General features: G+C 35.7%; 24 protein-coding genes. 9 read left to right on the forward strand and 15 right to left on the reverse strand.

Features of this window, described 5'->3' with window-relative positions:
- Positions 1-20: 20 nt before the first annotated feature.
- A complete protein-coding gene (locus tag ACVFVN_RS03290; RefSeq protein WP_456234162.1) occupies positions 21-1,646 on the reverse strand; it encodes a T9SS type A sorting domain-containing protein in 1,626 nt (541 codons plus the stop codon).
- Positions 1,647-1,809: 163 nt separating this feature from the next.
- On the opposite strand from ACVFVN_RS03290, the gene ACVFVN_RS03295 reads away from it, so the two are divergent.
- From ACVFVN_RS03295 to rpsJ, 5 genes are all read left to right on the forward strand, one after another.
- Positions 1,810-3,189: a hypothetical protein gene (locus ACVFVN_RS03295; RefSeq protein ID WP_456234163.1), complete on the forward strand. Its 1,380-nt coding sequence runs from the start codon at positions 1,810-1,812 to the stop codon at positions 3,187-3,189.
- Positions 3,190-3,439: 250 nt separating this feature from the next.
- Positions 3,440-3,847, forward strand: a complete 408-nt coding sequence (gene rpsL, locus ACVFVN_RS03300; protein ID WP_165135954.1) for a 30S ribosomal protein S12 — start codon at positions 3,440-3,442, stop codon at positions 3,845-3,847.
- 23 nt (positions 3,848-3,870) lie between these two features.
- On the forward strand, positions 3,871-4,347 hold the full coding sequence (gene rpsG / locus ACVFVN_RS03305) for a 30S ribosomal protein S7 (protein ID WP_079667158.1): 477 nt from the start codon (positions 3,871-3,873) through the stop codon (positions 4,345-4,347).
- Positions 4,348-4,355: 8 nt separating this feature from the next.
- Positions 4,356-6,473 (forward strand): elongation factor G, encoded by a 2,118-nt coding sequence (gene fusA, locus ACVFVN_RS03310; RefSeq protein ID WP_165135957.1) that lies wholly within the window; start codon positions 4,356-4,358, stop codon positions 6,471-6,473.
- 17 nt (positions 6,474-6,490) lie between these two features.
- On the forward strand, positions 6,491-6,796 hold the full coding sequence (gene rpsJ / locus ACVFVN_RS03315; RefSeq protein ID WP_002661363.1) for a 30S ribosomal protein S10: 306 nt from the start codon (positions 6,491-6,493) through the stop codon (positions 6,794-6,796).
- A gap of 444 nt (positions 6,797-7,240) precedes the next feature.
- On the opposite strand, the gene dnaK is transcribed toward rpsJ, so the two are convergent.
- Positions 7,241-9,133, reverse strand: a complete 1,893-nt coding sequence (gene dnaK, locus ACVFVN_RS03320) for a molecular chaperone DnaK (RefSeq protein ID WP_456234164.1) — start codon at positions 9,131-9,133, stop codon at positions 7,241-7,243.
- A 349-nt stretch (positions 9,134-9,482) separates the two neighbouring features.
- Between dnaK and ppk1 the strand changes: the two genes are divergently transcribed.
- From ppk1 to ACVFVN_RS03335, 3 genes are all read left to right on the forward strand, one after another.
- A complete protein-coding gene (gene ppk1, locus ACVFVN_RS03325) occupies positions 9,483-11,546 on the forward strand; it encodes a polyphosphate kinase 1 (protein ID WP_456234165.1) in 2,064 nt (687 codons plus the stop codon).
- 9 nt (positions 11,547-11,555) lie between these two features.
- Positions 11,556-12,437: a Ppx/GppA phosphatase family protein gene (locus tag ACVFVN_RS03330; RefSeq protein WP_456234166.1), complete on the forward strand. Its 882-nt coding sequence runs from the start codon at positions 11,556-11,558 to the stop codon at positions 12,435-12,437.
- Positions 12,438-12,587: 150 nt separating this feature from the next.
- Positions 12,588-13,607, forward strand: a complete 1,020-nt coding sequence (locus ACVFVN_RS03335; protein WP_456234167.1) for an LLM class flavin-dependent oxidoreductase — start codon at positions 12,588-12,590, stop codon at positions 13,605-13,607.
- 38 nt (positions 13,608-13,645) lie between these two features.
- Here the strand turns inward: ACVFVN_RS03335 and ACVFVN_RS03340 are convergent, their stop codons facing one another.
- The 8 genes from ACVFVN_RS03340 to ACVFVN_RS03375 form a co-directional block, all read right to left on the reverse strand.
- Positions 13,646-15,217, reverse strand: coding sequence for a flotillin family protein (locus tag ACVFVN_RS03340; RefSeq protein ID WP_456234168.1), 1,572 nt, complete (start codon positions 15,215-15,217; stop codon positions 13,646-13,648).
- Positions 15,218-15,229: 12 nt separating this feature from the next.
- Complete coding sequence (locus ACVFVN_RS03345) at positions 15,230-15,796, reverse strand: NfeD family protein (RefSeq protein WP_165136045.1); 567 nt, start codon at positions 15,794-15,796, stop codon at positions 15,230-15,232.
- Between the two features lie 174 nt (positions 15,797-15,970).
- Positions 15,971-17,437: an RNA polymerase factor sigma-54 gene (rpoN, locus tag ACVFVN_RS03350; protein ID WP_456234169.1), complete on the reverse strand. Its 1,467-nt coding sequence runs from the start codon at positions 17,435-17,437 to the stop codon at positions 15,971-15,973.
- A gap of 156 nt (positions 17,438-17,593) precedes the next feature.
- Positions 17,594-17,926, reverse strand: a complete 333-nt coding sequence (gene yajC, locus ACVFVN_RS03355) for a preprotein translocase subunit YajC (protein WP_165136087.1) — start codon at positions 17,924-17,926, stop codon at positions 17,594-17,596.
- An 11-nt stretch (positions 17,927-17,937) separates the two neighbouring features.
- Positions 17,938-18,456, reverse strand: a complete 519-nt coding sequence (locus ACVFVN_RS03360; protein ID WP_165136090.1) for a DUF1573 domain-containing protein — start codon at positions 18,454-18,456, stop codon at positions 17,938-17,940.
- An 18-nt stretch (positions 18,457-18,474) separates the two neighbouring features.
- Positions 18,475-19,380, reverse strand: coding sequence for a transcription antitermination factor NusB (nusB, locus tag ACVFVN_RS03365; protein ID WP_456234170.1), 906 nt, complete (start codon positions 19,378-19,380; stop codon positions 18,475-18,477).
- 81 nt (positions 19,381-19,461) lie between these two features.
- Entirely contained in the window at positions 19,462-20,148 is a 687-nt protein-coding gene (locus ACVFVN_RS03370) for a beta-carotene 15,15'-monooxygenase (protein WP_456234171.1), read from the reverse strand.
- Positions 20,141-20,635, reverse strand: a complete 495-nt coding sequence (locus ACVFVN_RS03375) for an RNA polymerase sigma factor (RefSeq protein WP_165137712.1) — start codon at positions 20,633-20,635, stop codon at positions 20,141-20,143. Before ACVFVN_RS03375 ends, ACVFVN_RS03370 begins: the two co-directional genes overlap by 8 nt.
- 154 nt (positions 20,636-20,789) lie before the next feature.
- Here ACVFVN_RS03375 and ACVFVN_RS03380 point away from each other — a divergent pair, with 154 nt between their 5' ends.
- Positions 20,790-21,653, forward strand: a complete 864-nt coding sequence (locus ACVFVN_RS03380) for a mechanosensitive ion channel family protein (protein ID WP_456234172.1) — start codon at positions 20,790-20,792, stop codon at positions 21,651-21,653.
- Here ACVFVN_RS03380 and ACVFVN_RS03385 read toward each other — a convergent pair.
- The 5 genes from ACVFVN_RS03385 to ACVFVN_RS03405 form a co-directional block, all read right to left on the reverse strand.
- Positions 21,643-22,428 carry a T9SS type A sorting domain-containing protein gene (locus ACVFVN_RS03385; RefSeq protein WP_456234173.1) on the reverse strand — a complete coding sequence of 262 codons (786 nt, stop codon included), beginning with the start codon at positions 22,426-22,428 and terminating at the stop codon, positions 21,643-21,645. The two genes, ACVFVN_RS03380 and ACVFVN_RS03385, sit on opposite strands and share 11 nt — an antisense overlap.
- A 97-nt stretch (positions 22,429-22,525) precedes the next feature.
- A complete protein-coding gene (gene sucC, locus ACVFVN_RS03390) occupies positions 22,526-23,719 on the reverse strand; it encodes an ADP-forming succinate--CoA ligase subunit beta (RefSeq protein WP_456234174.1) in 1,194 nt (397 codons plus the stop codon).
- 120 nt (positions 23,720-23,839) lie between these two features.
- Positions 23,840-24,100 carry a hypothetical protein gene (locus ACVFVN_RS03395; protein WP_456234175.1) on the reverse strand — a complete coding sequence of 87 codons (261 nt, stop codon included), beginning with the start codon at positions 24,098-24,100 and terminating at the stop codon, positions 23,840-23,842.
- Positions 24,101-24,106: 6 nt separating this feature from the next.
- Complete coding sequence (locus tag ACVFVN_RS03400) at positions 24,107-24,646, reverse strand: hypothetical protein (RefSeq protein ID WP_165136111.1); 540 nt, start codon at positions 24,644-24,646, stop codon at positions 24,107-24,109.
- Positions 24,647-24,652: 6 nt separating this feature from the next.
- Positions 24,653-25,039: a DUF423 domain-containing protein gene (locus tag ACVFVN_RS03405; protein ID WP_456234176.1), complete on the reverse strand. Its 387-nt coding sequence runs from the start codon at positions 25,037-25,039 to the stop codon at positions 24,653-24,655.
- Between the last annotated feature and the right edge of the window lie 112 nt (positions 25,040-25,151).

Raw genomic sequence — 25,151 nt, forward strand, 5'->3', positions numbered from 1 at the left:
TTTATTGAAATTTTAAACCTTTATTGTTTGATAAATTTAAAGTTTTTGTAGCCGTTGTCGGTTTTTATGTTTAAGATATAGGCCCCCGAAGGAAGTCGAGCAACGTTGATTCTTGTAGAATTGGTGGATATAATTTGCTTGCCACTGAGATCATAAATGAAGATTCTTTCAATGTTTTTGTTGGTTGCCAAAATATTGATGAAATCAGAAGTAGGATTTGGGAAAATCTTGATAATTCTTGATGGATCTTCTATGCCAAGTTTGTCTGTTAGCTTAATAGGTTCGCGGAACAAAGAGAGTTGCATGAGATTTTTGCCAATCAGTTTGTAGGTGTAGGCTTCCACAGTGTAGGATCCGAAATCTTCGGTTGTTACTTCGTTGAAAAACAGGTTTTCTGTGGAAATGTCCATGTTTTCATCTAGATTTTTGAACCAAGTAAAGCTGTAGTCTGGTCCTGTTAAATATTGATGAAGAGAGGCGGGTTGTCCTATAACGCCCAGCACTTCTGCTGGCGCATCATAACGTTGTGGTGAATAATAAAAACCGTCGTAATTGAAATTTTCTGAAGCGAATTTTGCTTGTAGTGCTTGTGATGTATATCTGTTGTTGCTAAGGTCACAAACTGGGGGGAGCTTTGTTGGAAGTTCGCCTTCCAAATGATTGTCGCGTATGGATAACATTAATAAAGTCGGAATGTTTAGCAACTCCGAAGGAAAACTTCCCCGAAGTTCGTTTTCGTCAATCGAAAGTTGTTGGAGTTTTTTCAGTTGGATAAGGTTTGATAGCCCCGATTTTATTTTATTTTGGCTCAGATTGAGATTTAATAGATTTGAAAAACTTGCGATTTTTGCGGGTAATTGTTCAAGGTTGTTAGCGGCGATATTGAGTTGTTCAAGATTGTTAAGATTGCCAATGTTAGAATAGTTTGAAATGTTGTTCTTACTAAGGTTTAGTTTAATCAAACGTGTGAAACTATTAATAACATTGGGAACTGCTGTTAATTGATTGTTGGATAAATTAAAATCCTGTAATGCTGAAAGATTTGTAAGCCTGTCGAAGCCAGAAGTAATTTGGTTGTCGCTAAGGTCGAGTTGTAGAAGGTTTATAAAAGACGATAAGCTTGTTGGTACTTCGGTTAGTTGAAGATTGGAAAGGTTAAGGTTTTTCAGTTTTGTAAATGGCTGAAGCGTTTGGTTGATGTTAGGAATTTCGAAACGGTTGCCACCAAGTCCAAGATCTTCAAGATTGGTAAGGCTTGTGATTTTGGAAGATGGATCGCCTGATAAGCGGTTGTGGGAAATGTCTAATACTTTTAGATTTGTTAATCCGCCAAGGCTTCCTGCTAATTCGCCATTTAGTTCGTTATTACTTAAGTCTAGCTTTTGAAGTTTCGAAAATATAGAAAGATTGGACGGGAAAACACCTTTTAAGGCGTTGTTGTTAAGTGAAATTTCTACGACATCGCCGTTTTTTATATTGATACCAAACCAGTTTCTGGGATCTTTGGATAGATCCCAAGTGCGGTTCCAGTCTGGGCCATTGGTAGTGTTGTAGATGTTGATTAGCGCATTTCGTTGTGCGTTAGAAATGCTCCATTGTGCCCATACAAAATTGGAAATCAGTAGAAAAAGTAGAGTTTTTTTCAAAAGCTAAATGTTTTTTGCAAATATATATTTTATATGTAATACTTGTTTTATTTTTTTTGTTACAACTGATAAGCCTATCTCTAAGAATTTGAAAAATTATATCCAAAGGCTTGTGTTTTATTTCTTGAGAAAATTCTTAATATTGCGGGTTTTAGACTTTTCCATGAAGAAATATGTTATTCTTGCTGTTATTGTAGTTATTGTTAATCTGTTAGAAAGTTTTCTGTTACCAACAGGCGGCGTCTATGCGGATAGTTTGTCTTACTTCGAAATCGCTGCGGATTTACCTACTCCCGTGACAGATCTTTTCCCATTGGGATATCCTATTTTTTTGAGGGCTTTCTTTGAGGTGTTTAAAGATTACTTTTGGGCGTATAAGCTTCTTAATGTTAGTATGCTTATGACGGTATTTTTGTTTTCATATTTTAAAAAGTTTTTTTTCAGAGAAACGGTTTTGTTGTTCATGGGAAAAACCTTGTTGTTTGTAATGGCTATTGCGATTTCGGAAGGTCCATTTTTGTTCTTAATGTATTTTCTGATTTACTTTTTCTACCAAATTTTAACAAGCAATTCTTTTAAATATAGAGATGTTGTTTTCGCGTCGCTCCTTATGGTATTGATGTTTGTTGTAAGGTATTCGGGCATTTATGTGTATTTGGGTATAAGCTTATTCGCGCTGTATATGTTGCTAAAATCTAAAGACCGCAAACGGGTCACAACTTTGTTTTCATTTCTTTTAATTTCCGGAGTGGGCATTGCAAGTTATTTAGCCTTCAATTATATTTCTTTTGGAAGTTTTACAGGAGAAGATCTTAGAGGGCAGCCCCATGAGATTTTGGGAATTAGTGTTTTAAGAGGCGTTTTAGGAACTGTCAACGCGATTAATCCGTACATTGGTCTAAAACCAGCATCGAATAGTATGTTTAGTATAGGCTTTCAATTTGTTTTAATGCTGATTGATATTGCAATATTTCTTTATTTTCTCAAATATTTTAAAAAATCAAAAAATACCACTGCTTCTTATTTCCATATGTTGTTGTGGACCATTGCAGGCGTATATGCAATTTGTCTTTTTGTTTCCAGTCTGGCGCAACAAATCGAAGAAATGAATACAAGAATGCAAGCTGCAGTCAATGTATGTTTGTTTTTCTCGTTCCTTATATTATTCTTTCAAACGGGAAAATCGGATAAGATTATTGTAAGACTGTCTTGTTTTTTCTTTTGTTTTGGAGTGCTATATAGTTTGAAAAGTCCTGAAAGCTATTTCGAAAATCGCAAGCAGATTGAGCCACAAATGTCAATGTTCATAGATAAGGAATATAGTTTTAATAACGAAAGTAATAAGAGCGAAATGACAACCTATTATATCCCTATTATTAAAAAGACTTTCCAATACAGGCATACGGGAGGGCAAGCGGGCGATACCAAGCAGTCTATTATTGGAACGATTAATCCTAAAATAAAATGGTTAAAATTCGATACCGTGCAAGACAAGTCTAAAGTCTTGTACACTTCCGAAATTGTTTTGGACGGAAGTCAATAAGAATAGAATATTTATTAATCCTGTTTTTGTTACTATTAAATTTTCTCTTGCTACTAAAAGCAGTACCTGAACAAATCAGGGATTGTTAGTCTAGATAAAAACACTAATAGAAATGAAAAGTTTTTTAAAATATATTGTCCTAAACAAATGATTTTTAATGAGAAAGAATATTAAATTTTTATAGCATGTGTTGTTAATTAAAAAAATATTATTACTTTTGCACCCTGAATTATAATATAAAAGCAATTAAATGCCTACTATTCAACAATTAGTAAGAAAAGGAAGAGCCACGCTTGCCAAGAAGAGCAAATCGGCTGCCCTTGATTCTTGTCCACAAAGACGAGGAGTATGTACAAGAGTATATACTACTACACCTAAGAAACCTAACTCTGCACTTAGAAAAGTTGCAAGGGTAAGACTTTCTAACGGTAAGGAAGTTAACGCCTACATCCCGGGCGAAGGACATAATCTTCAAGAGCACTCGATAGTATTGGTAAGAGGCGGAAGGGTGAAAGACCTACCGGGAGTACGTTACCACATCGTAAGAGGTGCATTAGACACTGCAGGTGTTAATGGAAGAACACAGAGAAGATCTAAGTATGGAGCTAAGAGACCAAAACCAGGTCAAGCGCCAGCTGCAACAGGTAAGAAAAAATAATCATTAAATAAGGTACAAAAGCAATGAGAAAGACAAAAGCGAAAAAAAGACCGTTGTTACCAGATCCGAAATTTAATGATCAATTGGTAACAAGATTCGTAAACAACCTAATGTTAGACGGTAAAAAATCTATCGCATTCAAAATTTTTTATGATGCGCTAGATATCGTTGAAAACAAAAAAGGAGATAACGAAAAAACATCACTAGAAATCTGGAAAGATGCATTAACTAACGTTATGCCACACGTAGAAGTACGTTCTAGAAGAGTTGGTGGTGCTAACTTCCAAATCCCAATGCCAATCAGAGCAGATAGAAAAATTTCTATGGCTATGAAATGGTTAATCAAGTACTCTAAAGCAAGAAACGATAAATCTATGGCTCAGAAATTAGCTGCAGAAGTTATTGCTGCTGCTAAAGAAGAAGGTGCTGCTTATAAAAAGAAAACAGATACTCACAAAATGGCAGAAGCTAATAAAGCTTTCTCTCACTTTAAATTTTAATTAAGACAATGAGTAGAGATCTTAAATTAACAAGAAATATTGGTATCGCAGCACACATCGATGCTGGTAAAACAACTACAACAGAACGTATTTTGTTCTATTCTGGTAAAAACCATAAGTTAGGAGAAACTCACGAAGGTTCTGCTACGACTGACTGGATGGAGCAAGAGGCTGAAAGAGGTATTACAATTACTTCTGCTGCTGTTACTGTAGATTGGAAATTCCCTACAGAGCAAGGGAAAGCCCTTCCAGATGCAAAAGATTATCATTTCAATATCATCGATACCCCAGGACACGTTGACTTCACAGTAGAGGTTAACCGTTCTTTAAGAGTTTTGGATGGTTTGGTATTCTTATTCTCTGCTGTAGATGGTGTTGAGCCTCAGTCTGAAACCAACTGGAGACTTGCTGATAACTACAAAGTTCCAAGAATGGGATTTGTAAACAAAATGGACAGACAAGGAGCTGATTTCCTTAATGTTTGTAAGCAAGTTAAAGAAATGTTAGGTTCTAACGCAGTGCCTATCGTTTTACCAATTGGTGACGAATCCGACTTTAAAGGTGTGGTAGATTTAGTGAAAAACAGAGCAATCGTTTGGCATGATGAAAACCACGGATCTACTTTTGATATTGTTGAAATCCCAGCTGAAATGGTTGACGAGGTAAGACAATACAGAGGTCAATTAATCGAAGAAATTGCTGCATACGACGAAAATCTTCTTGAGAAGTTTATGGAGGACGAAAACTCTATTACAGAAGAAGAAATTCATGTTGCATTAAGAGCTGCTACTTTGGATATGAGTATCATTCCAATGACTTGTGGTTCTTCATTCAAAAATAAAGGTGTTCAGTTTATGCTAGATGCTGTTTGTCGTTACTTACCTGCTCCAACAGATAAAGAAGCGATCGACGGTACAGATCCTAAGACTGATTTGCCAGTTACAAGAAAACCTTCAGTAACTGAACCATTCTCAGCTTTAGCATTTAAAATTGCAACTGACCCATTCGTAGGTAGATTAGCATTCTTCAGAGCTTATTCTGGTAGATTAGATGCTGGTTCTTACGTATTGAATACAAGATCAAATAACAGAGAGAGAATCTCTCGTATCTTCCAAATGCACGCTAACAAGCAAGAGCCTATCGAGTACATCGAGGCTGGAGATATTGGTGCTGCTGTAGGATTTAAAGATATCAAAACTGGAGATACATTATGTGATGAAAAGAACCCAATCGTTCTTGAATCTATGGTGTTCCCAGATCCAGTAATTGGTATCGCTGTTGAGCCTAAAACTAAGGCTGACCAAGATAAAATGGGTAACGCTTTAGCTAAATTGGCTGAAGAAGATCCTACTTTCACAGTGAAAACTGATGAAGCTTCTGGTCAAACAATTATCTCAGGTATGGGTGAGCTTCACTTGGATATCATCGTAGACCGTATGAGAAGAGAGTTTAAAGTAGAAGTTAACCAAGGTCAACCTCAAGTAGAATACAAAGAAGCGCTTACAGCAACAGCTAATCACAGAGAAACTTATAAAAAGCAATCTGGTGGTAGAGGTAAGTTCGCAGATATCGTATTTACTATTGGTCCAGCAGAAGAAGGTAAATCTGGTCTTGAATTCGTAAACGAAATTAAAGGTGGTAACATTCCTAAAGAATTTATCCCTTCAGTTGAGAAAGGATTCAAAGAAGCTATGAAAAATGGTCCATTAGCAGGTTTCGAAGTTGATGCAATGAAAGTCGTTCTTAAAGACGGATCTTTCCACGCGGTTGACTCGGATCAGTTATCGTTTGAATTAGCTGCAAAAATGGGATTCAAAGAATCAGGAAGAGCTGCAAAAGCAGTTATCATGGAACCTATTATGAAGCTTGAAGTGGTAACACCTGAGGAATACATGGGAGACATCGTTGGTGACCTTAACAGAAGAAGAGGTACTGTAAACGGTATGGATGACAGAAATAACGCTAAAGTTATCAAAGCATTCGTTCCCCTTTCTGAAATGTTTGGTTATGTAACGACACTAAGAACATTATCTTCTGGTAGAGCTACATCTTCTATGGAATTCGAAAAATACGAAGCTGCTCCTAATAACGTTGCTGAAGAAGTAATCGCTAAAGCTAAAGGTTAATTTTAAATTAGATTAAAATGTCACAAAGAATCAGAATAAAACTTAAGTCTTACGATTACAATTTAGTAGATAAATCTGCTGAGAAAATCGTAAAAACGGTAAAAGCAACTGGTGCTGTAGTTAACGGTCCAATCCCTTTACCAACTAACAAGAGAATCTTCACTGTGTTAAGATCTCCACACGTTAACAAAAAAGCTAGAGAACAGTTCCAATTATCAGCTCACAAGAGATTGATGGATATCTACTCTTCTTCTTCTAAAACTGTGGATGCGCTTATGAAGCTTGAGCTTCCTTCAGGTGTAGACGTAGAAATTAAAGTGTGATACTAGCATACTTTGCTATGATTATAGAATCCCTTTCCAATTTTGGAAAGGGATTTTTTGTTGTAACAGCATTTGTTTAAAATTAACTTTTTTGTGCACAAAGATTAATCATGATATTAGGACTTTTCTTTAACCTCAGTTTATTCTGTGATGTGTTTTAGTTGAACCTCATTTACCGCATTCTCTGAGTCAAAGAAAGGAGTGTTTTTTAATAGCAAGAAAATTTTTGTAGAAACACAATCAATAGATTTAAAGTTGTCAACTAAGTCTGGCAAAAAAATAAAAGAATTAAGAGAACAGCTAAAATGAAATACGAATTTATTGAAACTGAAAGCTTGAAATAGAATTAGTATTCTTTTTTAACCAAAAAATCCCCTCGTTTTCACGAAGGGATTCTATTTTTAAACTTTCAAGGTTTTAGAAACTTTGAAGGTTGTTGTAAAATTACTTCACTTCTTCAAAGTCTGCATCTTGTACATCATCTGCACCAGTGTTTGCATGACTTTGTTGTTGTCCAGCGTTGGGATCAGCTTGTTGACCTTGAGCATACATTTCTTCTGAAGCAGCCATCCACGCAGCATCTAAAGCTTCAGTTTTTGTTTTTGTAGCTTCTAAATCTTTAGCATCAAAAGCTGTTTTCAATTCAGCTGCTGCAGATTCTACTGCTGCTTTTTTGTCCGCGGAAAGTTTATCTCCAAATTCTTTCAATTGTTTTTCAGTTTGGAAAATCAATCCATCTGCTTTGTTGAAAACTTCAACTTCTTCTTTTTTCTTAGCATCGGCAGAAGCATTTTCTTCAGCTTCACGCTTCATTCTTTCGATTTCGTCATCAGAAAGTCCAGAAGATGCTTGAATTTTGATAGATTGTTCTTTTCCTGTTCCTTTATCTTTTGCAGAAACACTCAAAATACCGTTTGCATCGATATCGAAAGTTACTTCAATTTGAGGAACGCCTCTTGGTGCTGGTGGAATATCTGTAAGATCGAATTTACCGATTTCTTTGTTATCGTTGAACATGGGTCTTTCACCTTGTCCTACTCTGATGCTTACTGCAGGCTGATTGTCAGACGCTGTAGAGAAAACTTCAGATTTTTTAGTTGGGATGGTAGTATTCGCATCAATTAATTTTGTGAATACAGAACCCATGGTTTCGATACCTAAAGAAAGTGGTGTTACATCTAATAACAATACATCTTTAACATCACCTGTTAAAACCCCACCTTGGATCGCAGCACCAATAGCTACCACTTCGTCTGGATTTACACCTTTTGAAGGTTTTTTACCGAAGAATTTTTCAACTTCTTCTTGGATAACAGGGATACGTGTAGAACCACCCACTAAAATTACCTCATCGATATCGTTAGCAGAAAGACCTGCGTCAGATAAAGCTTTTTTACAAGGCTCCATAGATCTTCTTACCAAATCAGCAGCTAATTGCTCGAACTTCGCTCTTGTTAAAGTTTTTACCAAGTGTTTTGGTCCTGTAGCCGTTGCTGTAATATACGGTAAGTTGATTTCTGTTTGAGAAGACGCTGATAATTCGATTTTTGCTTTCTCAGCAGCTTCTTTTAGTCTTTGTAATGCGATTGGATCCGCTTTTAAGTCAACACCTTCTTCAGCTTTGAACTCGTCTGCTAACCAATTGATGATTACGTCATCAAAATCGTCACCACCTAAGTGTGTATCACCGTTTGTAGATAATACTTCGAAAACACCATCTCCTAAATCAAGGATTGAGATATCGAAAGTACCACCACCAAGGTCATAAACTGCGATTTTTTGATCTTTATGTGCTTTATCAAGACCATAAGCTAGCGCTGCAGCTGTAGGTTCGTTGATAATTCTTTCTACTTTAAGACCTGCAATTTCTCCAGCTTCTTTCGTCGCTTGTCTTTGTGCATCGTTGAAGTATGCAGGAACTGTAATTACCGCTCTGGTTACTTCTTGACCCAAATAATCTTCAGCAGTTTTCTTCATTTTTTGAAGCGTCATCGCTGAGATTTCTTGCGGCGTATATTCTCTATCGTCTATTTTTACTTTTACAGTATCATTTGGCCCAGATACTACTTTGTAAGGTACTCTAGTGATTTCCGAAGCGTCATCTTTAAAGTGCGTTCCGATAAATCTTTTGATAGAGTAAACCGTTTTTGTAGGGTTGGTTACTGCTTGTCTTTTTGCAGGATCACCAACTTTTCTTTCACCATCTTCAGTAAAAGCTACGATAGATGGCGTTGTTCTTTTCCCTTCTGCGTTAGGGATAACTACAGGATCTTTTCCTTCCATTACTGCAACGCAAGAGTTGGTTGTTCCTAAGTCAATTCCGATTATTTTGCTCATATTTTTATTTTTTAAATTTTAAATTATTGATGAGAAATTCTCAATCTTTGTGCCATAGCCGATTGATGACAGAAATTGAGGTTTTCAATGACAAATTGTCAGTTTTGATTGTTGTTTATTTTTAAATATGATTAAAAAGGACAGGCTTTTCTAAAATGCTTATTATTAAATTCGGTTTAAAATTAAAGCTTGTCATTAAAAGTAGTAAGAGATTTTGAATCATTTTTTTTCTTATATTAAACAAGGGCTAAATAACGATATCCTTTTACCAGCAAGCAATAATTTAATATTATAAATATTTAAAAATTATTTTTATTAAACGTAAATTTGAAACATATCAAATCCAAATATGGCGCAGCAATTCAATCCTAGAGATATAACATGGTTAGGTTTTAATGCCAGAGTTTTACAAGAAGCAAAAGACGCAACAGTGCCTTTGCCTCTCAGAATTCGTTTTTTAGGAATCTTTTCCAACAATCTTGATGAGTTTTTTCGAGTTAGGGTAGCGGGTCTGAAAAGAGCTATGGATTTTAAAACAAAAGTCATTCAAGAATCTTTTTACGAAGCACCTTCCAAAATTCTTCAAAAAATTAACAAAATAGTAATTGACCAGCAGTCGGATTTCGATAAAACATGGCGAGAAGTCCAAAAAGAAATGGCCAAACAAAATGTTTTTATTAAAGACAGTAAAAGCTTGTCGGCAGCCCAAAAAGATTTTGTGGTAAAATATTTTGATGAAGAAATAGAAAGTAATATGATCCCAATTTTGCTGCACGAAAATGTCCCCATGCCCTATATGCGAGACAAAAGCTTGTATATTGGTGTTGCAATGCGTCGAAAAGAATGGCAGTACGAAAGCAAATTTGCAATCATAGAAGTGCCCACAACGACCAATAGCCGATTCGTAATTCTTCCAACTGAGAACAAATCAGAGAAAAATGTTATGCTTTTGGAAGACGTTATTATCTATAATCTGCCTCATATTTTTTCATATTTTGGTTATGATGATTTTGAAGCAAATTGTTTTAAAGTAACCAAAGATGCGGAATTCGACTTGGATAACGACATCAAAACAACTTTGGCAGACAAAATCGAAAAAGGTATTAAAAGCCGAAGAAAAGGCAAGCCGACACGTTTTGTTTTTGATAAAGAAATGGACAAAGCGCTTCTGGAATTTTTGATTCGAAAACTCAATTTATCAAAAAAAGACAGCATTATTCCGGGGCAAAAGATTCATAACTTCAGACATTTTATGGATTTTCCAGATGTTTTTAAAGCTTACGAAAAGCCAGTTGAAAGAACGTCTTTTACCCATCAGGCTTTCGATAATAAAGAAAGAGTTACAGATGTTATTATCAAAAAAGACATCTTGTTGACCTTTCCGTATCATACATATACGCCAGTTATCGACTTGTTGCGCGAGTCAGCAATGGATCCCGATGTCAAATCCATTCAGTTGACTGCCTATCGTTTGGCGAGCAATTCCAAAATTATAAATGCTTTGGTTAATGCCGCGCGTAACGGAAAAGATGTAACAGTAATGTTGGAGTTGCGCGCACGTTTTGATGAAGAAGCCAATCTCCAATGGAAAGAAAGGTTGGAGCTAGAAGGCGTGAAAGTTTTGGTGGGAATCCCCAATAAAAAGATCCACGCCAAATTGTGCGTCATCAAAAAACGGGTCAACAATAAAACCATTCAGTATGGATTCGTCAGTACTGGAAATTTTAATGAGAAAACAGCAAAAATCTATGGTGACAGCATGTTGATGACAGCTAATCGATCCATAATGGCCGATATCAATAAGGTTTTCAGCGTTCTTAATAAGCCCAAAGCTGATCCAACTGCAATTCTGAAAAGTTGCAAAACTTTATTGGTGTGTCCACAGTTTATGCGGGACAAAATTATTTGGCACATCGACCGCGAGATTGAAGAGGCGAAAGCTGGACGCAAAGCGGAGATAATAATTAAAGTCAATTCTTTGAGTGATAAAATTTTGATTACCAAAATATACCAAGCTGCCGAAGTTGGCGTGGATATGAAAATGATTGTTCGAGGGATTTATTGCGCAGTCAATCAAAAAGGTTTTAAAAAGAAAATCTATGCCATAAGCATTGTTGACGAATATCTGGAACACGCCAGAATTATGTATTTTTATAATAAAGGTAAGAACGATTTTTATCTTTCTTCAGCCGATTGGATGTCACGGAACTTGGATTATCGCATCGAAGCAGCAACGCCAATTTTGCAAAATGACCTTAAAAAACAACTCAAGCATATGTTAGAAATTCAGTTAGCAGATAATGTTAAAGCCAGAGTTCTTGACAAAAATATTAGAAATGAATATGTTAAAGGTGACGAGAAAAAATTAATTCGGTCCCAAATAGAAATTTACCATTATCTAAAAAATCTTTAGATTTAAATTATGAAAATTGCAGCTATCGATATAGGCAGTAATGCCGCACGTCTTCTAATAAATGATGTACAAGAAGTCAATGGCAAAGCCACATTTACAAAGCTCAATCTTTTGAGAATACCGCTTCGTCTAGGGATGGATGTTTTCAACCTTGGAGAGATTGGCCCGCAGCGTAAAGAGATGTTTATTAATTCTATGAAGATTTTTCATCAGTTGATGGAGATTTACCATGTTGAGCATTATCGGGCTTGTGCGACGAGTGCCATGCGCGATGCCAAGAACGGAAATCAACTTATAGAATTGGCAAAAAAAGAAGCCAATATTGATATTGAAATTATTTCTGGTGACGAAGAAGCAACTTTGATTTATGCCAATCACGTTGAGGAAAATCTTGACAAAAAATCCGCTTATCTATACATTGATGTTGGCGGTGGCTCAACCGAATTGACCTTCTACGAAAATGGAAAAATGCTTTATGAAAGATCTTTCAATATTGGGACGATCCGTCTTTTGCAAGGTCTGGTCACAGATGATATGTGGTTCGAAATGAAATCTGAAATTAAACGTAACATTCTTAGCAAAAATAATGTTGTGGCGATAGGATCTGGGGGTAACATCAATAAAATTTTCTCCTTAAGCAAAACCAAAGATGGTAAAGCAATGGCCGCAAGCGCACTAAAAAAATATTATAAAACCATGAAGGAAATGAGCGTTTTGGAAAGAATGTCATTCTACCAAATTCGTGAAGATCGTGCAGATGTTTTGGTGCCGGCGCTTCAGATTTTTAATAACGTGATGCAGTGGGCAGATATACATCAGATTTTTGTTCCGAAAATCTCTGTTGCAGATGGTCTTGTCAAAAATATTTTTACCAATCTTAAAACCAAATAAAGATTCTATTCTGCAAAAAATCGATTGTTTTTTTTTAAAAAATAAACACAAAGACATTCTTAAATGTTCAGATTTTTACAAATTTCATTCTTATCGTATGTTAATGTTAAGCCTAAAAAAGCATCGTAATTTTGTCAAAAATAATTGAATATGGAATTAGGAATAGGAATGTTTGGAGACTTGGCAATAGATTCCAAAACCGGAAAATATAGAAATGCTAGCGACAAACTAAACGAAATTCTTGAGCAAGTTGTGCTTATGGATCAAACGGGAATAGATGTTTTTGCCATAGGAGAACATCACCGCGCAGACTATGCCGTTTCTTCTCCAGAAATACTTTTGGCAGCAGCTTCTAGCGTGACTAAGACTATTAAATTGGCAAGTGGCGTAACGGTTTTAAGCTCATCAGAGCCTGTTAAAGTTTATGAAGATTTTGCCACATTAGACTTGCTATCAAAGGGTCGAGCCGAAATTGTTGTGGGGCGCGGTAGCTTCATTGAGTCTTTCCCGCTTTATGGTTATGACTTGTCTAATTATAATCAGCTTTTCGAGGAAAAATTAGATTTACTTTTAAAAATAAATGCAGAGGAAAATGTGACTTGGACAGGACAACTTCGTGCGCCAATGCACAACCAAACAGTGTATCCACGCGCAACTAAGGATGGAAAACTTCCAATTTGGATTGCTGTTGGGGGCACGCCAGAATCGGTATTAAGAGCTGCGAAATTAGGATTGCCTTTAATTGTTGCAATAATTGGTGGAATGCCACTTCAGTTCAAAGCATTAATTGATTTTTATAAAGAAGAGTATTTGAAAGCTGGACATCCAGAATCTGAAATGCAAATTGCCATACATTCTCATACTTTTGTGAGTGATAATCCGCAAGTGATTGAAAATTATTTTGAAACCTATAAATCACAAATGGATAGAATAGGGGCAAGTCGCGGTTGGGCACCTTATACCAAAATGCAATACGATGGTGGACGAAGCAAAGATGGCGCATTGTTTATCGGAAATGCTGAAGAGGTTGCTGAAAAAATTAACCGAATGAAAGAAGTTTTTGGATTAACAAGATTTCTTGGGCACATGGATATTGGCGATCCGTCGCATGATATTATGATGAAATCGATAGAGCTTTTCGGTACAAAAGTAGCAACGCAAGTAAAATAAAAAAATCGCCTTTCAAAATAATTTGAAAGGCGATTTTTTTAAGCATTACTATCTGGATTATCCGTCTTTGGCGGATCTTCTTTTTTGATGATTTTTACCGTTTTAGTTTCCGTGGCTTTGGTTGCTTCTGTATCTTCTCCTTTTAAATAAGATGGTAAATTAAGTCCAGCCATATTGAATAAATCATTAAGAGGCGGAACGCTTTTCATCATCCCGGAAACGAAATTTGCTGTTGAAGTTGTTCCTTCAGGATTGTTGCCGCCATCCCAAACGGTAACTTTATCAATCTTAATATTTTTAACTGCTTCCACTTGGGTTTTCACCAATTCCGGAAGCTTCTCAATCAACAATAATTGGAAGGCGCTATTAGTGTCGCCACCAGCAGCTTTCACTACTTGGTCATAACCTTCGGCTTGTTTCGTTAGAATTTCGTACAAACCTTTTGCCTCGGCTTCCATTTTTGCGAAAATCGCGTCTGCTTCACCTTTGGCTTGTAATCTAATTTTTTCGGCTTGCGCTTGTGCGTCGATTATGGCTTTTTGTTTCGCAATTTCCGCAGGAACAACGATATTAGCTTGTTGTGTTGATCTTTCTCTTTCCGCACGAGCAGTTTCTGCTTTTTGTTCTGCTAAATAGGATTCCTCCAAAGCTCTTGCGGCTTGTACTTTTTCTGCGGTCATGGCTATTTTCAAAGCTTCTGCTTCTTTTTCGCGGCGTTCAGCATCCGAGTTGGCGATGGTGATTTTTGCTTCGTTTTCCCCTTTTACGGCTAATGAGTTGGCTTCGGAAGTCGCGATACGTGCATCTCTTTCTGCTTCTGCTTTTCCAATGGCTTCATCTTTTCCAGCAGACGCAATGCTGACTTCTCTGTCTTTTTGGGTGATGGCAATCTTTACATCGCGATCTCTTTGTGTTTCCGCAATTTGGGTGTCTTTTTCTCTGTCGGCAATAGCTTTTCCTGTTTCCCCAATTTTTTCTTGTTCGGCAACAGAAATTTTAGCTTCGTTGATCGCTTTTGCTGCAGCTTCTTTTCCTAAAGCTTCAATATATCCAGATTCATCTTTGATGTCGGTAACGTTTACGTTGATGAGTTTTAAACCGATTTTCTTCAATTCTGTATCCACATTTTTAGAAATATTATCCAAAAATTTGTCACGATCCGAGTTGATTTCTTCAATTGTCATCGTCGCAATAACCAAACGTAACTGTCCGAACAAGATGTCTTTTGATAATTCTTGAATTTGCTCAGGATGAAGTCCTAACAATCTTTCTGCGGCATTTCCCATAGAATCTGGCTCTGTAGAAATAGCAATCGTGAATCGACATGGGACATCGACACGAATATTTTGACGGGAAAGTGCATTGGTCAAATTGGCTTCAATAGAAATTGGTTTTAAATCTAAATATGCAAAATCCTGAATAACTGGCCATACAAATGCGCCACCACCATGAATACATTTGGCTGAGCTTCCGCCAGTTTTTCCATAGATTACTAAAATTTTGTCCGATGGACATCGTTTGTAGCGCGAGATAAGCGCCATAAAAGTTACAAACAGTACAAAGACTGCCACGAGAATCAAGATGAAAGTCCCGTTAATTCCTTCAATCATAGTTTATGTTATTTATATTTTTTCGACAATTAAAATGTTGTTTTCGTGGCGAATAACGCGTACCATATTTCCTGACGAAATTGTTTCGTTTTCCGTCATAGCTTGTAGTTCGCGTTGGCTGCCTTTATAAGAGATTAAAACTTTTCCATATCCAGTTTTATCTTTAGGAATTGTTAGATAGACTTCCGCATTTTTACCAATTAAGGCTTCATAATTAAAGGTATTATCTTCGGAGAGTTTTAAAATTTGTTTAATCATTACAAAGTATAATAAGACAAAACCAAGCCCAATAAGTGTTGCGATAACGATGAGAAATGTTGGACTTTTGATAGTGTTAAACAAGGCGACGCCTGCCCAGCCAAAACCTAAAAGAAAGTTGATAAGGTTTCGGAAAGAAAATAATTGAAATGGCGCTGCGTCATGATCGAGGTTGCCATCGAAATCAGCATTAATTCCGTCAGAGAAATCACTTCCAAATATAGTTAGCAAAGTTTGGACTATAAAAATGACGCTTGCTACAATAGCGACCCACCAAAAAGCTTGTTCTAGCGGCGCTAATTCTTGAATGAAATTGAACATAGTTGTGTTTAGAATATTTTTAAAAATACTAAAAAATATACATATCTGAAAGGTTTTTCAAAGCTTTTAATTGATTTTTTAAACATTCATCATGTTTGAAATTAAATCTTAATTAATGGTTTAATTTTTAAATAACGACAACGAAAAAGCACTCCGTTGTGAAGTGCTTTTTTGTTATAATTCTTTTCGTAAACGAGCAACTGGAATGTTGAGTTGTTCGCGGTATTTTGCTATCGTACGTCGGGCGATATTATAGCCTTTTTCTTTAAGAAGCCCCACTAAAGCATCGTCGGTAAGAGGTTTTCGTTTGTCCTCGTTGTAGACAATATCTTGGAGATGATTTTTGATTTCTTTAGTAGAAACTTCTTCGCCATCATCGTTTGTCAAGCTGTCAGAGAAAAGGTTTTTAAGATAAATAATCCCATTCGGCGTGTCTGCATATTTGCTTTTTACAACTCTTGAAATGGTTGAAATGTCGAAGCCTGTAATGTCTGCAACGTCTTTCAGAATCATAGGTTTGATACTTTTTTCGTCACCAGTTATGAAATATTCTTTCTGAAGTTTTACAATTGCAGTTATGGTTTGCAAAAGTGTATTTTGGCGTTGGTTAATTGCGTCAATATACCATTTTGCAGCATCTAATTTTTGCTTGATAAACAAAGCTGCCTGCTTGTGTTCTGCAGAATTTTTATCGTGAGAATAGGTTGTTAAAATTTCTTTATATTCTTCCGATACACGCAGGGTAGGTGCGTTTTTGCTATTCAAAGATGGGGTCACCTCATTGTCTTTAACCTGAATAACAAAATCTGGAATAATTTCTTGATTAATAGTAATTGTCTGCGTATCGAAGTTACCACCCACGCGAGGCGAAAGCTTAGAGATAATGTCTAAGGCATCTTTAAGATCTTCTTCTTCGATATCGTATTTTTGGATGATTTTATTATAGTGCTTGTTGCTTAGCGCATCGAATTGGTTTCTTAAAATATTTGCTGCCAAAGAAACGGCAGGATCTGCTGTGACTTTTTTTTCGATTTGTAATAAAAGACATTCGCGCAAATCTCGGGCACCAACGCCTGCTGGATCAAGTTTTTGCACGTAGTTTTCTAAAATCTCTTGCGTTTTTTCTGTCGTAGTGTAAATACCTTGAGAAAAAGCTAAGTCATCCACAATGGATTTTATTTCACGGCGTAGATAGCCGTCATTGTCCAAATTTCCGATAAGGTATTCTGCGATATTTAGATCGTCACCGTCAATTTTGGCTAGTCTAATTTGTTCTAATAAATAGTCATAAAGGCTTTGTCCTTCTGTTAATAAGGATTGGTTGTCGAACTCATCATCATCTTGAGAATAGTTGCTGGATGCCGTTTTATAACTTGGTTCGTCGTCGTAAATGTAGTCGTTGACGTCGAAATCTGTTTCGATGCTTTCGTTACCTTCGTCTTCAAAATCGCTTTCGTTGGAATCCGCGTAATCGTCTTCTGAGTCGTTGTCCGAAGCTTTTTCTAAGGCGGGATTTTCTTCGAGCTCGCGTTCTAATTCTTCCTCAAATTCTAATGTATGAAGCTGAATCAATTTCATCAATTGAATTTGTTGAGGGGCTAGTTTTTGACCTAACTTAAGTTGTAAATTTTGTTTCAGCATATTTTTTTGTTTCAGACGAAATAATACATCTGTGCTACGAATTTACAATTTTTTTTAATATAGCATAGGCTTTTGCATGATTTTTGCTATTAGTTTTAAATAACAAAAAAGCCTTCAATATTGAAGGCTTTTTTGTTAGGAGCTAGACTCTGTCGTTTATTTTTTCGTAATACCTAAAGTTTCAGGAAATCTTTGTGCTGTAAAATCTCTTGATATTGCGGCTTTTTCGAATTTTAATTTTCCTGATAAAGTTTCAAGAACAACACCATCTTCGTTAATACTGAAAATAGTCCCGTGCATTCCTGAAGTAGTCACTACTTTTGCGCCAGGTTTTAGCGCTTCTTGGAATGTTTTTTCTTGTTTTTGTTTACGCATTTGCGGACGGATCATTAAGAAATAGAATCCTACAAACATTAATCCCATCATAATTAAAGTTGGGGTCATCGATTGTTGTCCTCCTGCTGCTTGCAAAAATATTGTCATGTTCATTGTTTGTTATTTTAGTTGGTGATTTCGGCTGTGAAACCAATTCTGATAGGTGCTTTTTCTACGTTTGCATAGATGTCAGCAGCTTTTGCTACATTTCCATCAAAGCTTGATGAATCGAATTTAAGTGTTATTTTTCCTGATTTTCCGGGAAGGATTGGCTCTTTTGTGTAATCTGGAGCTGTGCAACCACAACCTGGTTTAACACTAGAGATGATTAATGGATTAGTCCCTGTATTGGTAATTTCGTAAATGTGCTCTACGATATCCCCTTTTTTAATTTTCCCAAAAGAAAAGTCAGATTCTTTTAACGCGACAGTAGTCAAAGGGTTTTTCTTAGCTTCTTCTAGCATTGCATCTTCTTCGGTAGCGTGGTCATGTCCTGCATGCTCATCTACTACAGCGTCCATAGCTTGGTTTTCTACAACTGCTGAACTATTGTCTGCTACGAGTGTAGTGTCGTCTTTTTTCTTACATGCCACAATGCTGATTGCCATGGCTGCGATTGCTAAATACTTGAATGATTTTTTCATAATATTTTAGTATTGAGATTATGCTCTGTTTTTGTCTTTGCTGTATTTATCCAAAATACCGTTGATAAAGATATTCGATTTTTCGCTAGCATAGACTTTAGAAATATCGATATATTCATTAATAATAACTTTGGAAGGTGTTTGTGGGAAATAGTCCATTTCTGTAATTGCAGCGACTAAAATGATTTTGTCCATCAGTGAGATACGTTCCAGCTCCCAGTTTACCAATCTTTCTTCAAGTTTTTTCTCTGCATCTTCCCAGTTGTTAAGACTTTGGCGCAAAAGTTTTTTTGCAAATTCTTCGTCTTCTTCATCTTTAATCGCTTTAACTAAAGTATGGCTGGGAACATCTTCTTTAAGGAATCCAATGGTTTTTTGAATCATCGAGTTAGAGATGTGATAATCATCTGCCCAACTCATTTCAAATTCTTCGAATTTTTCATGTAAGTCGTTGTTTTCTGCGATGTATCTTAGAAAAAGCTTTCCGATAAATTTTTGATCTTCTTCAAAAGAAATTTCTTGGCTCGCCATATAGTCTTGATAGCGTTTTCCAGCTTTAATTCTTTGAAAGGTTTTGATAAGGATTTCGTCGTTGTAATCCCAGGTTAGTTCCTTGTGTTTTTCTGTGAAACTTCTGCGTTCTTCGTTGTTTTCCAGACTTTCCAAAATTTGGTTACGTACAAATTTCTGGTTTGGATTAATATCGCTATCGATTTTAATAAACTTGTTTTTACCAATTTCAATTTGGTTTTCGGCAACATGTTTTAGCGCAACCAAAAAGTTGAGCTGATAGATGTACAAGTTGTAGATTTTTGACATTTCTGTCACAAGATTTTTTTCTACGAGATCTTGTTTTATCGGGTTTTGGTAGTAAGAATAGAGATTTTCTATTACTTTTTCACGGATTTGTCGTCTTCCAAGCATTTTCAAAGAACTTTTATGGCGGCAAAGATACGCATTTTAATTTTTCTGGAAAGCTGACTTTTGTACGAGCAACTATTAGATTTAAAATTTATTCTTATCGGATTCTATTTGTCGAAGTTGTTCTAAAGTTTTGCTAAGCCTTTTTAATAAAATACCATAGAAAACGCGATAGTAAATGATGATGAGGAGAATGCTTAACAATAAAGCGGTAATAACCCCGGTAATAAATCCTATTTTGGTGGTGTTGTTGAGGTGAATGCTTTGTTCTCCCATGACAATGCTGATGTAAACGCTGAACGATACAATGTATAAAACCAAAAGCAGAATGTTGATGCCGATAAAAGCATTGACTTTTTTCTTGAAACTGAGGATTCTAAGGATGAATTGTTTTAAATTATCTTCAATGCTTATTTTTCTGAAGCTGTTATAAAATAAATAGACAAAAATCCCTGTTAAGCTCAAACTCAGAACTTTAATAACAAAATAAATATTGTCCATCGTTTGCATGATTTTTTCCTGATCCCGAATTTGTAATCTTTCCAAAATTTCTCGGAAGTTGCTATGGTTGTCTTTGTTGATTAATGAAAAAACTAATAAACCGATAAATACCAAAAACTCAGCAATACTTATCCACAGAAGGTATTTAACATAGTTTCTGGATTTTGTATTCAGCATGGCTTCGATGTCAGATTGCTGGTAGGCATCCTCGACATTTTGGTTTTGCCAAGCAGATTTTAGTTGGTCTATATCGAAATCGTTATTAGGCATGTTGCGTCATTAGTTCTTTTAGAGTTTTTTTCAATCTATTCATTTTTACGCGCGCATTAACTTCTGTAATACCAAGCGTTTCAGCAATTTCTTTATACGAAACATCGTCCAGATACATCATAACAATTGCACGTTCTACATTTGGAAGAAGTTTGATAACCTTGTAGAGTAACGAAATTTGTGCTTGTTTTTCCTCATCTTCATCTTGTTTGTAATTAAAATGAACTTCGTCTAACTCGTCAGTAAGAGGCGATTTTGTTTTTTTTCGAAATAAAGTAATGGCTGTATTAAGCGCAACACGATACATCCATGTAGATATTTTGGAATTTCCTTTGAAAGAATCGTACGAGCGCCACAATTGCAAAACAATTTCCTGAAAAAGATCTTGCTCATCTTCAATAGAATTGGTGTACAATCGTGAAACCTTAATGATAAGGCCTTGATTGTTTTTAATGAGTTGAGAAAATTCTTTCTGTTTCGAGTCCAATTTTTGTTGAAGGCTAAGATTTTTGTTTGCTTTGCTAAAGATAATAGTTTTTTTTGATACCATTAAATTAAATATTGATTCTCCGAAAAGCGTATCTATTCGTATTTTTGTGTTTTATGGTATTTTATTTGATAACAAAAGTCAAAATTATTTTATGGAAGAACAATCCGCCACTTATGTAGAACTTGTCTATCGTGTCCTTAATAATTGGTATGTTAAACTTGCGGAAATAACACCGAATCTTATTGTAGGCGTTTTGGTGTTCTTTTTCTTTTTCAGCAGTAGCAAGTATCTCAGCAGACTATCGGTAAAATTGTTTCATAAAGCCTTTCCGAAAAGTAGAATAGAATCCGTAGCAACTTTGGTAGGTGTTTTCCGATTTCTGATTATGATTATGGGAACTTTTATTTCCCTTGAAATCATGGGATTCAGTGGTTTTTTTGTGAAATTCGTCGGAAGTCTCGGAGTGGCTGGGGTTATCGCTGGGGTTGCGCTGAAAGATTTGGTGTCGAGTATGTTTTCCGGTATGTTGGTGGGGATTGACAAAGCTTTTGTTGTAGGCGATTATATCACCATTGGGAATCATTCTGGAACGGTACAAGAAATTGGCTTTTTAACAACCAAACTAATTACCGACGAAGGAAAAAAAGTCTATGTCCCAAATCAAGTGATTTTCAATGCGCCGTTTTATAACATTACAGCATCGCCACAACGTAAAGTCATTATTAATTTTGATATTCCGATTAGTGAAGATCTGGATCAGGTTAAAACGGCAATAGAAAGCGTTATTAAAAATCTCGATAAAGTTGAAGGCGTTCATCCTGATGTATTGTTTACCAATCTTAATGCAGGATTGGCAACGGTGCAAGCAAAATTTGTTGTTGCACCAGGGGCGAGTCCATTGCTGTTGAAAAGTAATGCTATTTTGGCGATTAAAGATGAAATGACCAAACGCGATATTAAATTAACGAGCCCAACGAGTATTAGTCTAGAAAATCCAAATTCTGCTAGTTCTTAAATAGTATTTTTTGCTGATAATATTTGTTGTTATATAAATATTTGATGATGTAAACGCCTTTAGGATATTGTTGAATATCGAAGTTGTTATTAGAGCTTTTAATTTCTTTTTCTAAAACTAATTTCCCCTCATTACTGAAAATCTGCATCGAAGTTTTTATTGGAGAAAACACGATAAGTTGGCCTTTCTCTGCAACCAATTGGAGTGGCTTTTGAGACGTTTCTTCTGTTTTTAAAGTCGAAGCAATCGTTATTTCGTCGATGCCGAGGAAGTAAGTTCGGACATTTAGAAAGATTCGGATTTCGTCAACATCACCAAAAGCTGGAGTGTCTTCAAAATCAAATTTTGACCAACGCTCTGGCGTAAAGGTTCTAAAGTTTTTTGTCGCATTAGGGACTTCAACACCATTGACATAGCCAATAAAAGTGACATTGAGATTGCTGTCTGGTTTTAAATGAATGGAAGAAAATTTGAATCTCGAAGCATCGTTGGATTTAATTTTAACATACTTCATATCCCAATTGTCAAGACTGATGCATCCGTCAAGATTGTCGATACCACCGTAAGGAAAGCGCTTGTAATTGAATTGTCCCGTGTTGTCAAATGCGGTAATGTCCCAGCCAGTATCAAAAATATTATTAATCCAAGTGTCGTTGTTGTAGGTGTTTTCTTCGTGTTCTGTGATGAAATTAAAGTCGGTTACGCCAATTGTAGGCGACTTTTGGGCTTTTATAGGAATGAAGAAAAGTATGATAAACAGATACAAATATTTCATATAATTACTTTGTTTTTAAAGTTATTAAATTTAATAATAAAAAAAGAACTCCAGACTTATTAAAAGCTGGAGTTCTTTATATTTAAAAAAATTAGGATTAAGCGCCTAAAACTTCTTTTACTTTGTTAGCAGCTTCTTCCAAAGTAATTGCAGAGTGTACTGGAAGGCCAGACTCGTCAATTAATTTTTTAGCTTCAACAGCGTTAGTTCCTTGTAATCTTACGATCAATGGAACTGGAAGGCTTCCCATTGCTTTATAAGCATCTACAACACCTTGTGCAACTCTATCACATCTTACGATACCTCCGAAGATATTAATAAGAATCGCCTTTACGTTAGGATCTCTTAGGATAATTCCGAAAGCTGTTTGTACTCTTTGTGCATCAGCAGTACCCCCTACGTCCAGGAAGTTAGCGGGATTACCACCAGATAATTTGATGATGTCCATAGTTGCCATTGCAAGACCAGCACCATTTACCATACAAGCCACGTTACCATCAAGCTTTACGAAGTTAAGACCAGCTTCGCCAGCTTCAACATCCATAGGATCTTCTTCTCTTGTATCTCTTAGTTCAGCAAGGTCTTTGTGACGGAACATTGCGTTGTCATCCAAAGTTACTTTAGCATCTACCGCAATAATTTTGTTATCTGAAGTTTTTAAAACTGGATTGATTTCAAATAAAGAGGCATCGATACCGATATAGGCGTTGTAAAGATTGGTAATGAATTTTGTAAATTCTTTGAAAGCATTTCCTTCAAGACCTAGGTTGAAAGCGATTTTCCTAGCTTGGAAACCTTGAAGTCCCAAAGTAGCATCGATAACTTCTTTGTGAATAAGGTGTGGGGTAACTTCAGCAACGTGCTCAATATCCATACCGCCTTCTGTAGAATATACTACAGTGTTTTTTCCTAAAGCTCTGTCCAAAAGGATTGAAACGTAAAATTCTTTAGTTTCCGTTTCACCAGGATAATATACATCTTCTGCAACCAAAACAGAATGTACTTTTTTACCTTCTGCAGAAGTCTGAGGCGTCACCAATTGCATCCCGATGATGTTGGAAGCATTTTCTTTAAGTTTATCCATGTTTGGAGAAAACTTAACACCTCCACCTTTACCACGACCGCCTGCATGGATTTGTGCTTTTACAACCCAAGCTTGTGCGCCGGTTTCAGAAGTCAATTTTTCAGCAGCTGCTACAGCTTCATCTACGTTGTTTGCAACGAAACCACGTTGTATAGCAACGCCGTACTTTGATAAAATCTCTTTTGATTGATACTCGTGAAGATTCATAATATTTTTATTGTTTAATTTACTATTTTTTAAGATTTACAAATTTACAAAATCATGGCATACTTACAAGATTTTAGTATTTAGATTTAATAATTTATAATAAAATACGCTATTTTTTATTTAATATTTTTCCCCAACCTCTTTACAAAGCATTAGATATTCCTGTGGCATGTTACCAAAATTTACATTTTCATAGTATTCATCACTATGTGGAATGTACATGCTGTATTTTTTTCCGATGGGGAAGATGGGAATGAAAAACAATTCGAAATAATTTTGATAAATTGTTATAATCGTATTAACATCAAATCCGTTTTTCTGGATTTTTCGCTCTTCTTTGCCTACGATTTTGGATTTGATACCGAAAATGAAAAATAGCATGTCGAATTAATTAACTTCTTTGAAACTTCCAGCAATTTTTCTAAACTCTTCTATGTATTTGGATTTGTTTTCCTGATTGCTCCAAGAAAGTATTTGATAATAATAATTCGGGGTTTCAACAATGCTGAAATGATAAAATATTTTGGATAATTCAGATGTTTCTTCATCTTTTAATGCACCTTCCAATTCCATTTCAATAGTGTTGTAGTTATTTATTTTTAAGGTTTTTAATCCAGATTTTTTCGTAGATCCTTCTTCCATAGAAGCTACTAAGTTTTTGATATAAAAATCTAAGGCTTCTTCTAGGTTTCCAAACTTGATTTTAAAGTGATCTAAAGAGGCTTTTTCGTCCTGAATTATTATACTGAATTTACCCAAAGCCAAGTTAATCATTTGTAAAGAAGCGCTTTCGTTGAGATCATAAGTTCTCACAAAACTATTAGGATAATCTACAGTAAAAGTTTGTCCAACCCTGATTGTGCTTGTTTGCGCAAAACTGAAACTTACAGTCAATAAGACTATACTTATTATTAATTTTCTTAGCATACAATTTTAAATTTTATTTTTAGCAAAATACCAAATCAACATTCCCCAAGAGATTATCATGAAAAGTCCTCCCAATGGCGTGATAGGTCCAAGAAGTTTTAGGTTAACGCCCCAATAATCTTGGAAACTTAAAAAATAGATACTAAACGAAAATAGAAAAGTCCCGATAATCATTAAGAACGAAATCCATTTTTCGGATCCTGTTTCGAATTTTAAAATATAGCCGACAATTAGTAGAAAAAACGCCGCATACATCTGATATCTTACGCCCGTTTCGAAACTTTCTAATCGTTCTACGGAAAGAATTTTTTTAAAAGCATGCGCACCAAAAGCACCAAGGATTACGGACAATAAACCGTAAAATGCACCAAATATCAAAGTGAAAGTTTTCATTTATAATTTATTTTTGAGTTATTAATATAAATATTTTTCCCGCCGTTGTCAAAATTCCGAGAATGATAAAAAACCAAGCAAAACGTTTGCTACTCGCAAATCCTGGGTTGTG

It is taken from the genome of Soonwooa purpurea (assembly GCF_053891095.1).

What these genes read in the sequence shown, in the direction of transcription:
- ACVFVN_RS03295 (WP_456234163.1), top strand. Translation starts at nt 1,810, where the DNA reads ATGAAGAAATATGTTATTCTTGCTGTTATTGTAGTTATTGTTAATCTG.
- rpsL (WP_165135954.1), top strand. Translation starts at nt 3,440, where the DNA reads ATGCCTACTATTCAACAATTAGTAAGAAAAGGAAGAGCCACGCTTGCC.
- rpsG (WP_079667158.1), top strand. Translation starts at nt 3,871, where the DNA reads ATGAGAAAGACAAAAGCGAAAAAAAGACCGTTGTTACCAGATCCGAAA.
- fusA (WP_165135957.1), top strand. Translation starts at nt 4,356, where the DNA reads ATGAGTAGAGATCTTAAATTAACAAGAAATATTGGTATCGCAGCACAC.
- rpsJ (WP_002661363.1), top strand. Translation starts at nt 6,491, where the DNA reads ATGTCACAAAGAATCAGAATAAAACTTAAGTCTTACGATTACAATTTA.
- dnaK (WP_456234164.1), bottom strand. Translation starts at nt 9,133, where the DNA reads ATGAGCAAAATAATCGGAATTGACTTAGGAACAACCAACTCTTGCGTT.
- ppk1 (WP_456234165.1), top strand. Translation starts at nt 9,483, where the DNA reads ATGGCGCAGCAATTCAATCCTAGAGATATAACATGGTTAGGTTTTAAT.
- ACVFVN_RS03330 (WP_456234166.1), top strand. Translation starts at nt 11,556, where the DNA reads ATGAAAATTGCAGCTATCGATATAGGCAGTAATGCCGCACGTCTTCTA.
- ACVFVN_RS03335 (WP_456234167.1), top strand. Translation starts at nt 12,588, where the DNA reads ATGGAATTAGGAATAGGAATGTTTGGAGACTTGGCAATAGATTCCAAA.
- ACVFVN_RS03340 (WP_456234168.1), bottom strand. Translation starts at nt 15,217, where the DNA reads ATGATTGAAGGAATTAACGGGACTTTCATCTTGATTCTCGTGGCAGTC.
- ACVFVN_RS03345 (WP_165136045.1), bottom strand. Translation starts at nt 15,796, where the DNA reads ATGTTCAATTTCATTCAAGAATTAGCGCCGCTAGAACAAGCTTTTTGG.
- rpoN (WP_456234169.1), bottom strand. Translation starts at nt 17,437, where the DNA reads ATGCTGAAACAAAATTTACAACTTAAGTTAGGTCAAAAACTAGCCCCT.
- yajC (WP_165136087.1), bottom strand. Translation starts at nt 17,926, where the DNA reads ATGAACATGACAATATTTTTGCAAGCAGCAGGAGGACAACAATCGATG.
- ACVFVN_RS03360 (WP_165136090.1), bottom strand. Translation starts at nt 18,456, where the DNA reads ATGAAAAAATCATTCAAGTATTTAGCAATCGCAGCCATGGCAATCAGC.
- nusB (WP_456234170.1), bottom strand. Translation starts at nt 19,380, where the DNA reads ATGCTTGGAAGACGACAAATCCGTGAAAAAGTAATAGAAAATCTCTAT.
- ACVFVN_RS03370 (WP_456234171.1), bottom strand. Translation starts at nt 20,148, where the DNA reads ATGCCTAATAACGATTTCGATATAGACCAACTAAAATCTGCTTGGCAA.
- ACVFVN_RS03380 (WP_456234172.1), top strand. Translation starts at nt 20,790, where the DNA reads ATGGAAGAACAATCCGCCACTTATGTAGAACTTGTCTATCGTGTCCTT.
- ACVFVN_RS03385 (WP_456234173.1), bottom strand. Translation starts at nt 22,428, where the DNA reads ATGAAATATTTGTATCTGTTTATCATACTTTTCTTCATTCCTATAAAA.
- sucC (WP_456234174.1), bottom strand. Translation starts at nt 23,719, where the DNA reads ATGAATCTTCACGAGTATCAATCAAAAGAGATTTTATCAAAGTACGGC.
- ACVFVN_RS03395 (WP_456234175.1), bottom strand. Translation starts at nt 24,100, where the DNA reads ATGCTATTTTTCATTTTCGGTATCAAATCCAAAATCGTAGGCAAAGAA.
- ACVFVN_RS03400 (WP_165136111.1), bottom strand. Translation starts at nt 24,646, where the DNA reads ATGCTAAGAAAATTAATAATAAGTATAGTCTTATTGACTGTAAGTTTC.
- ACVFVN_RS03405 (WP_456234176.1), bottom strand. Translation starts at nt 25,039, where the DNA reads ATGAAAACTTTCACTTTGATATTTGGTGCATTTTACGGTTTATTGTCC.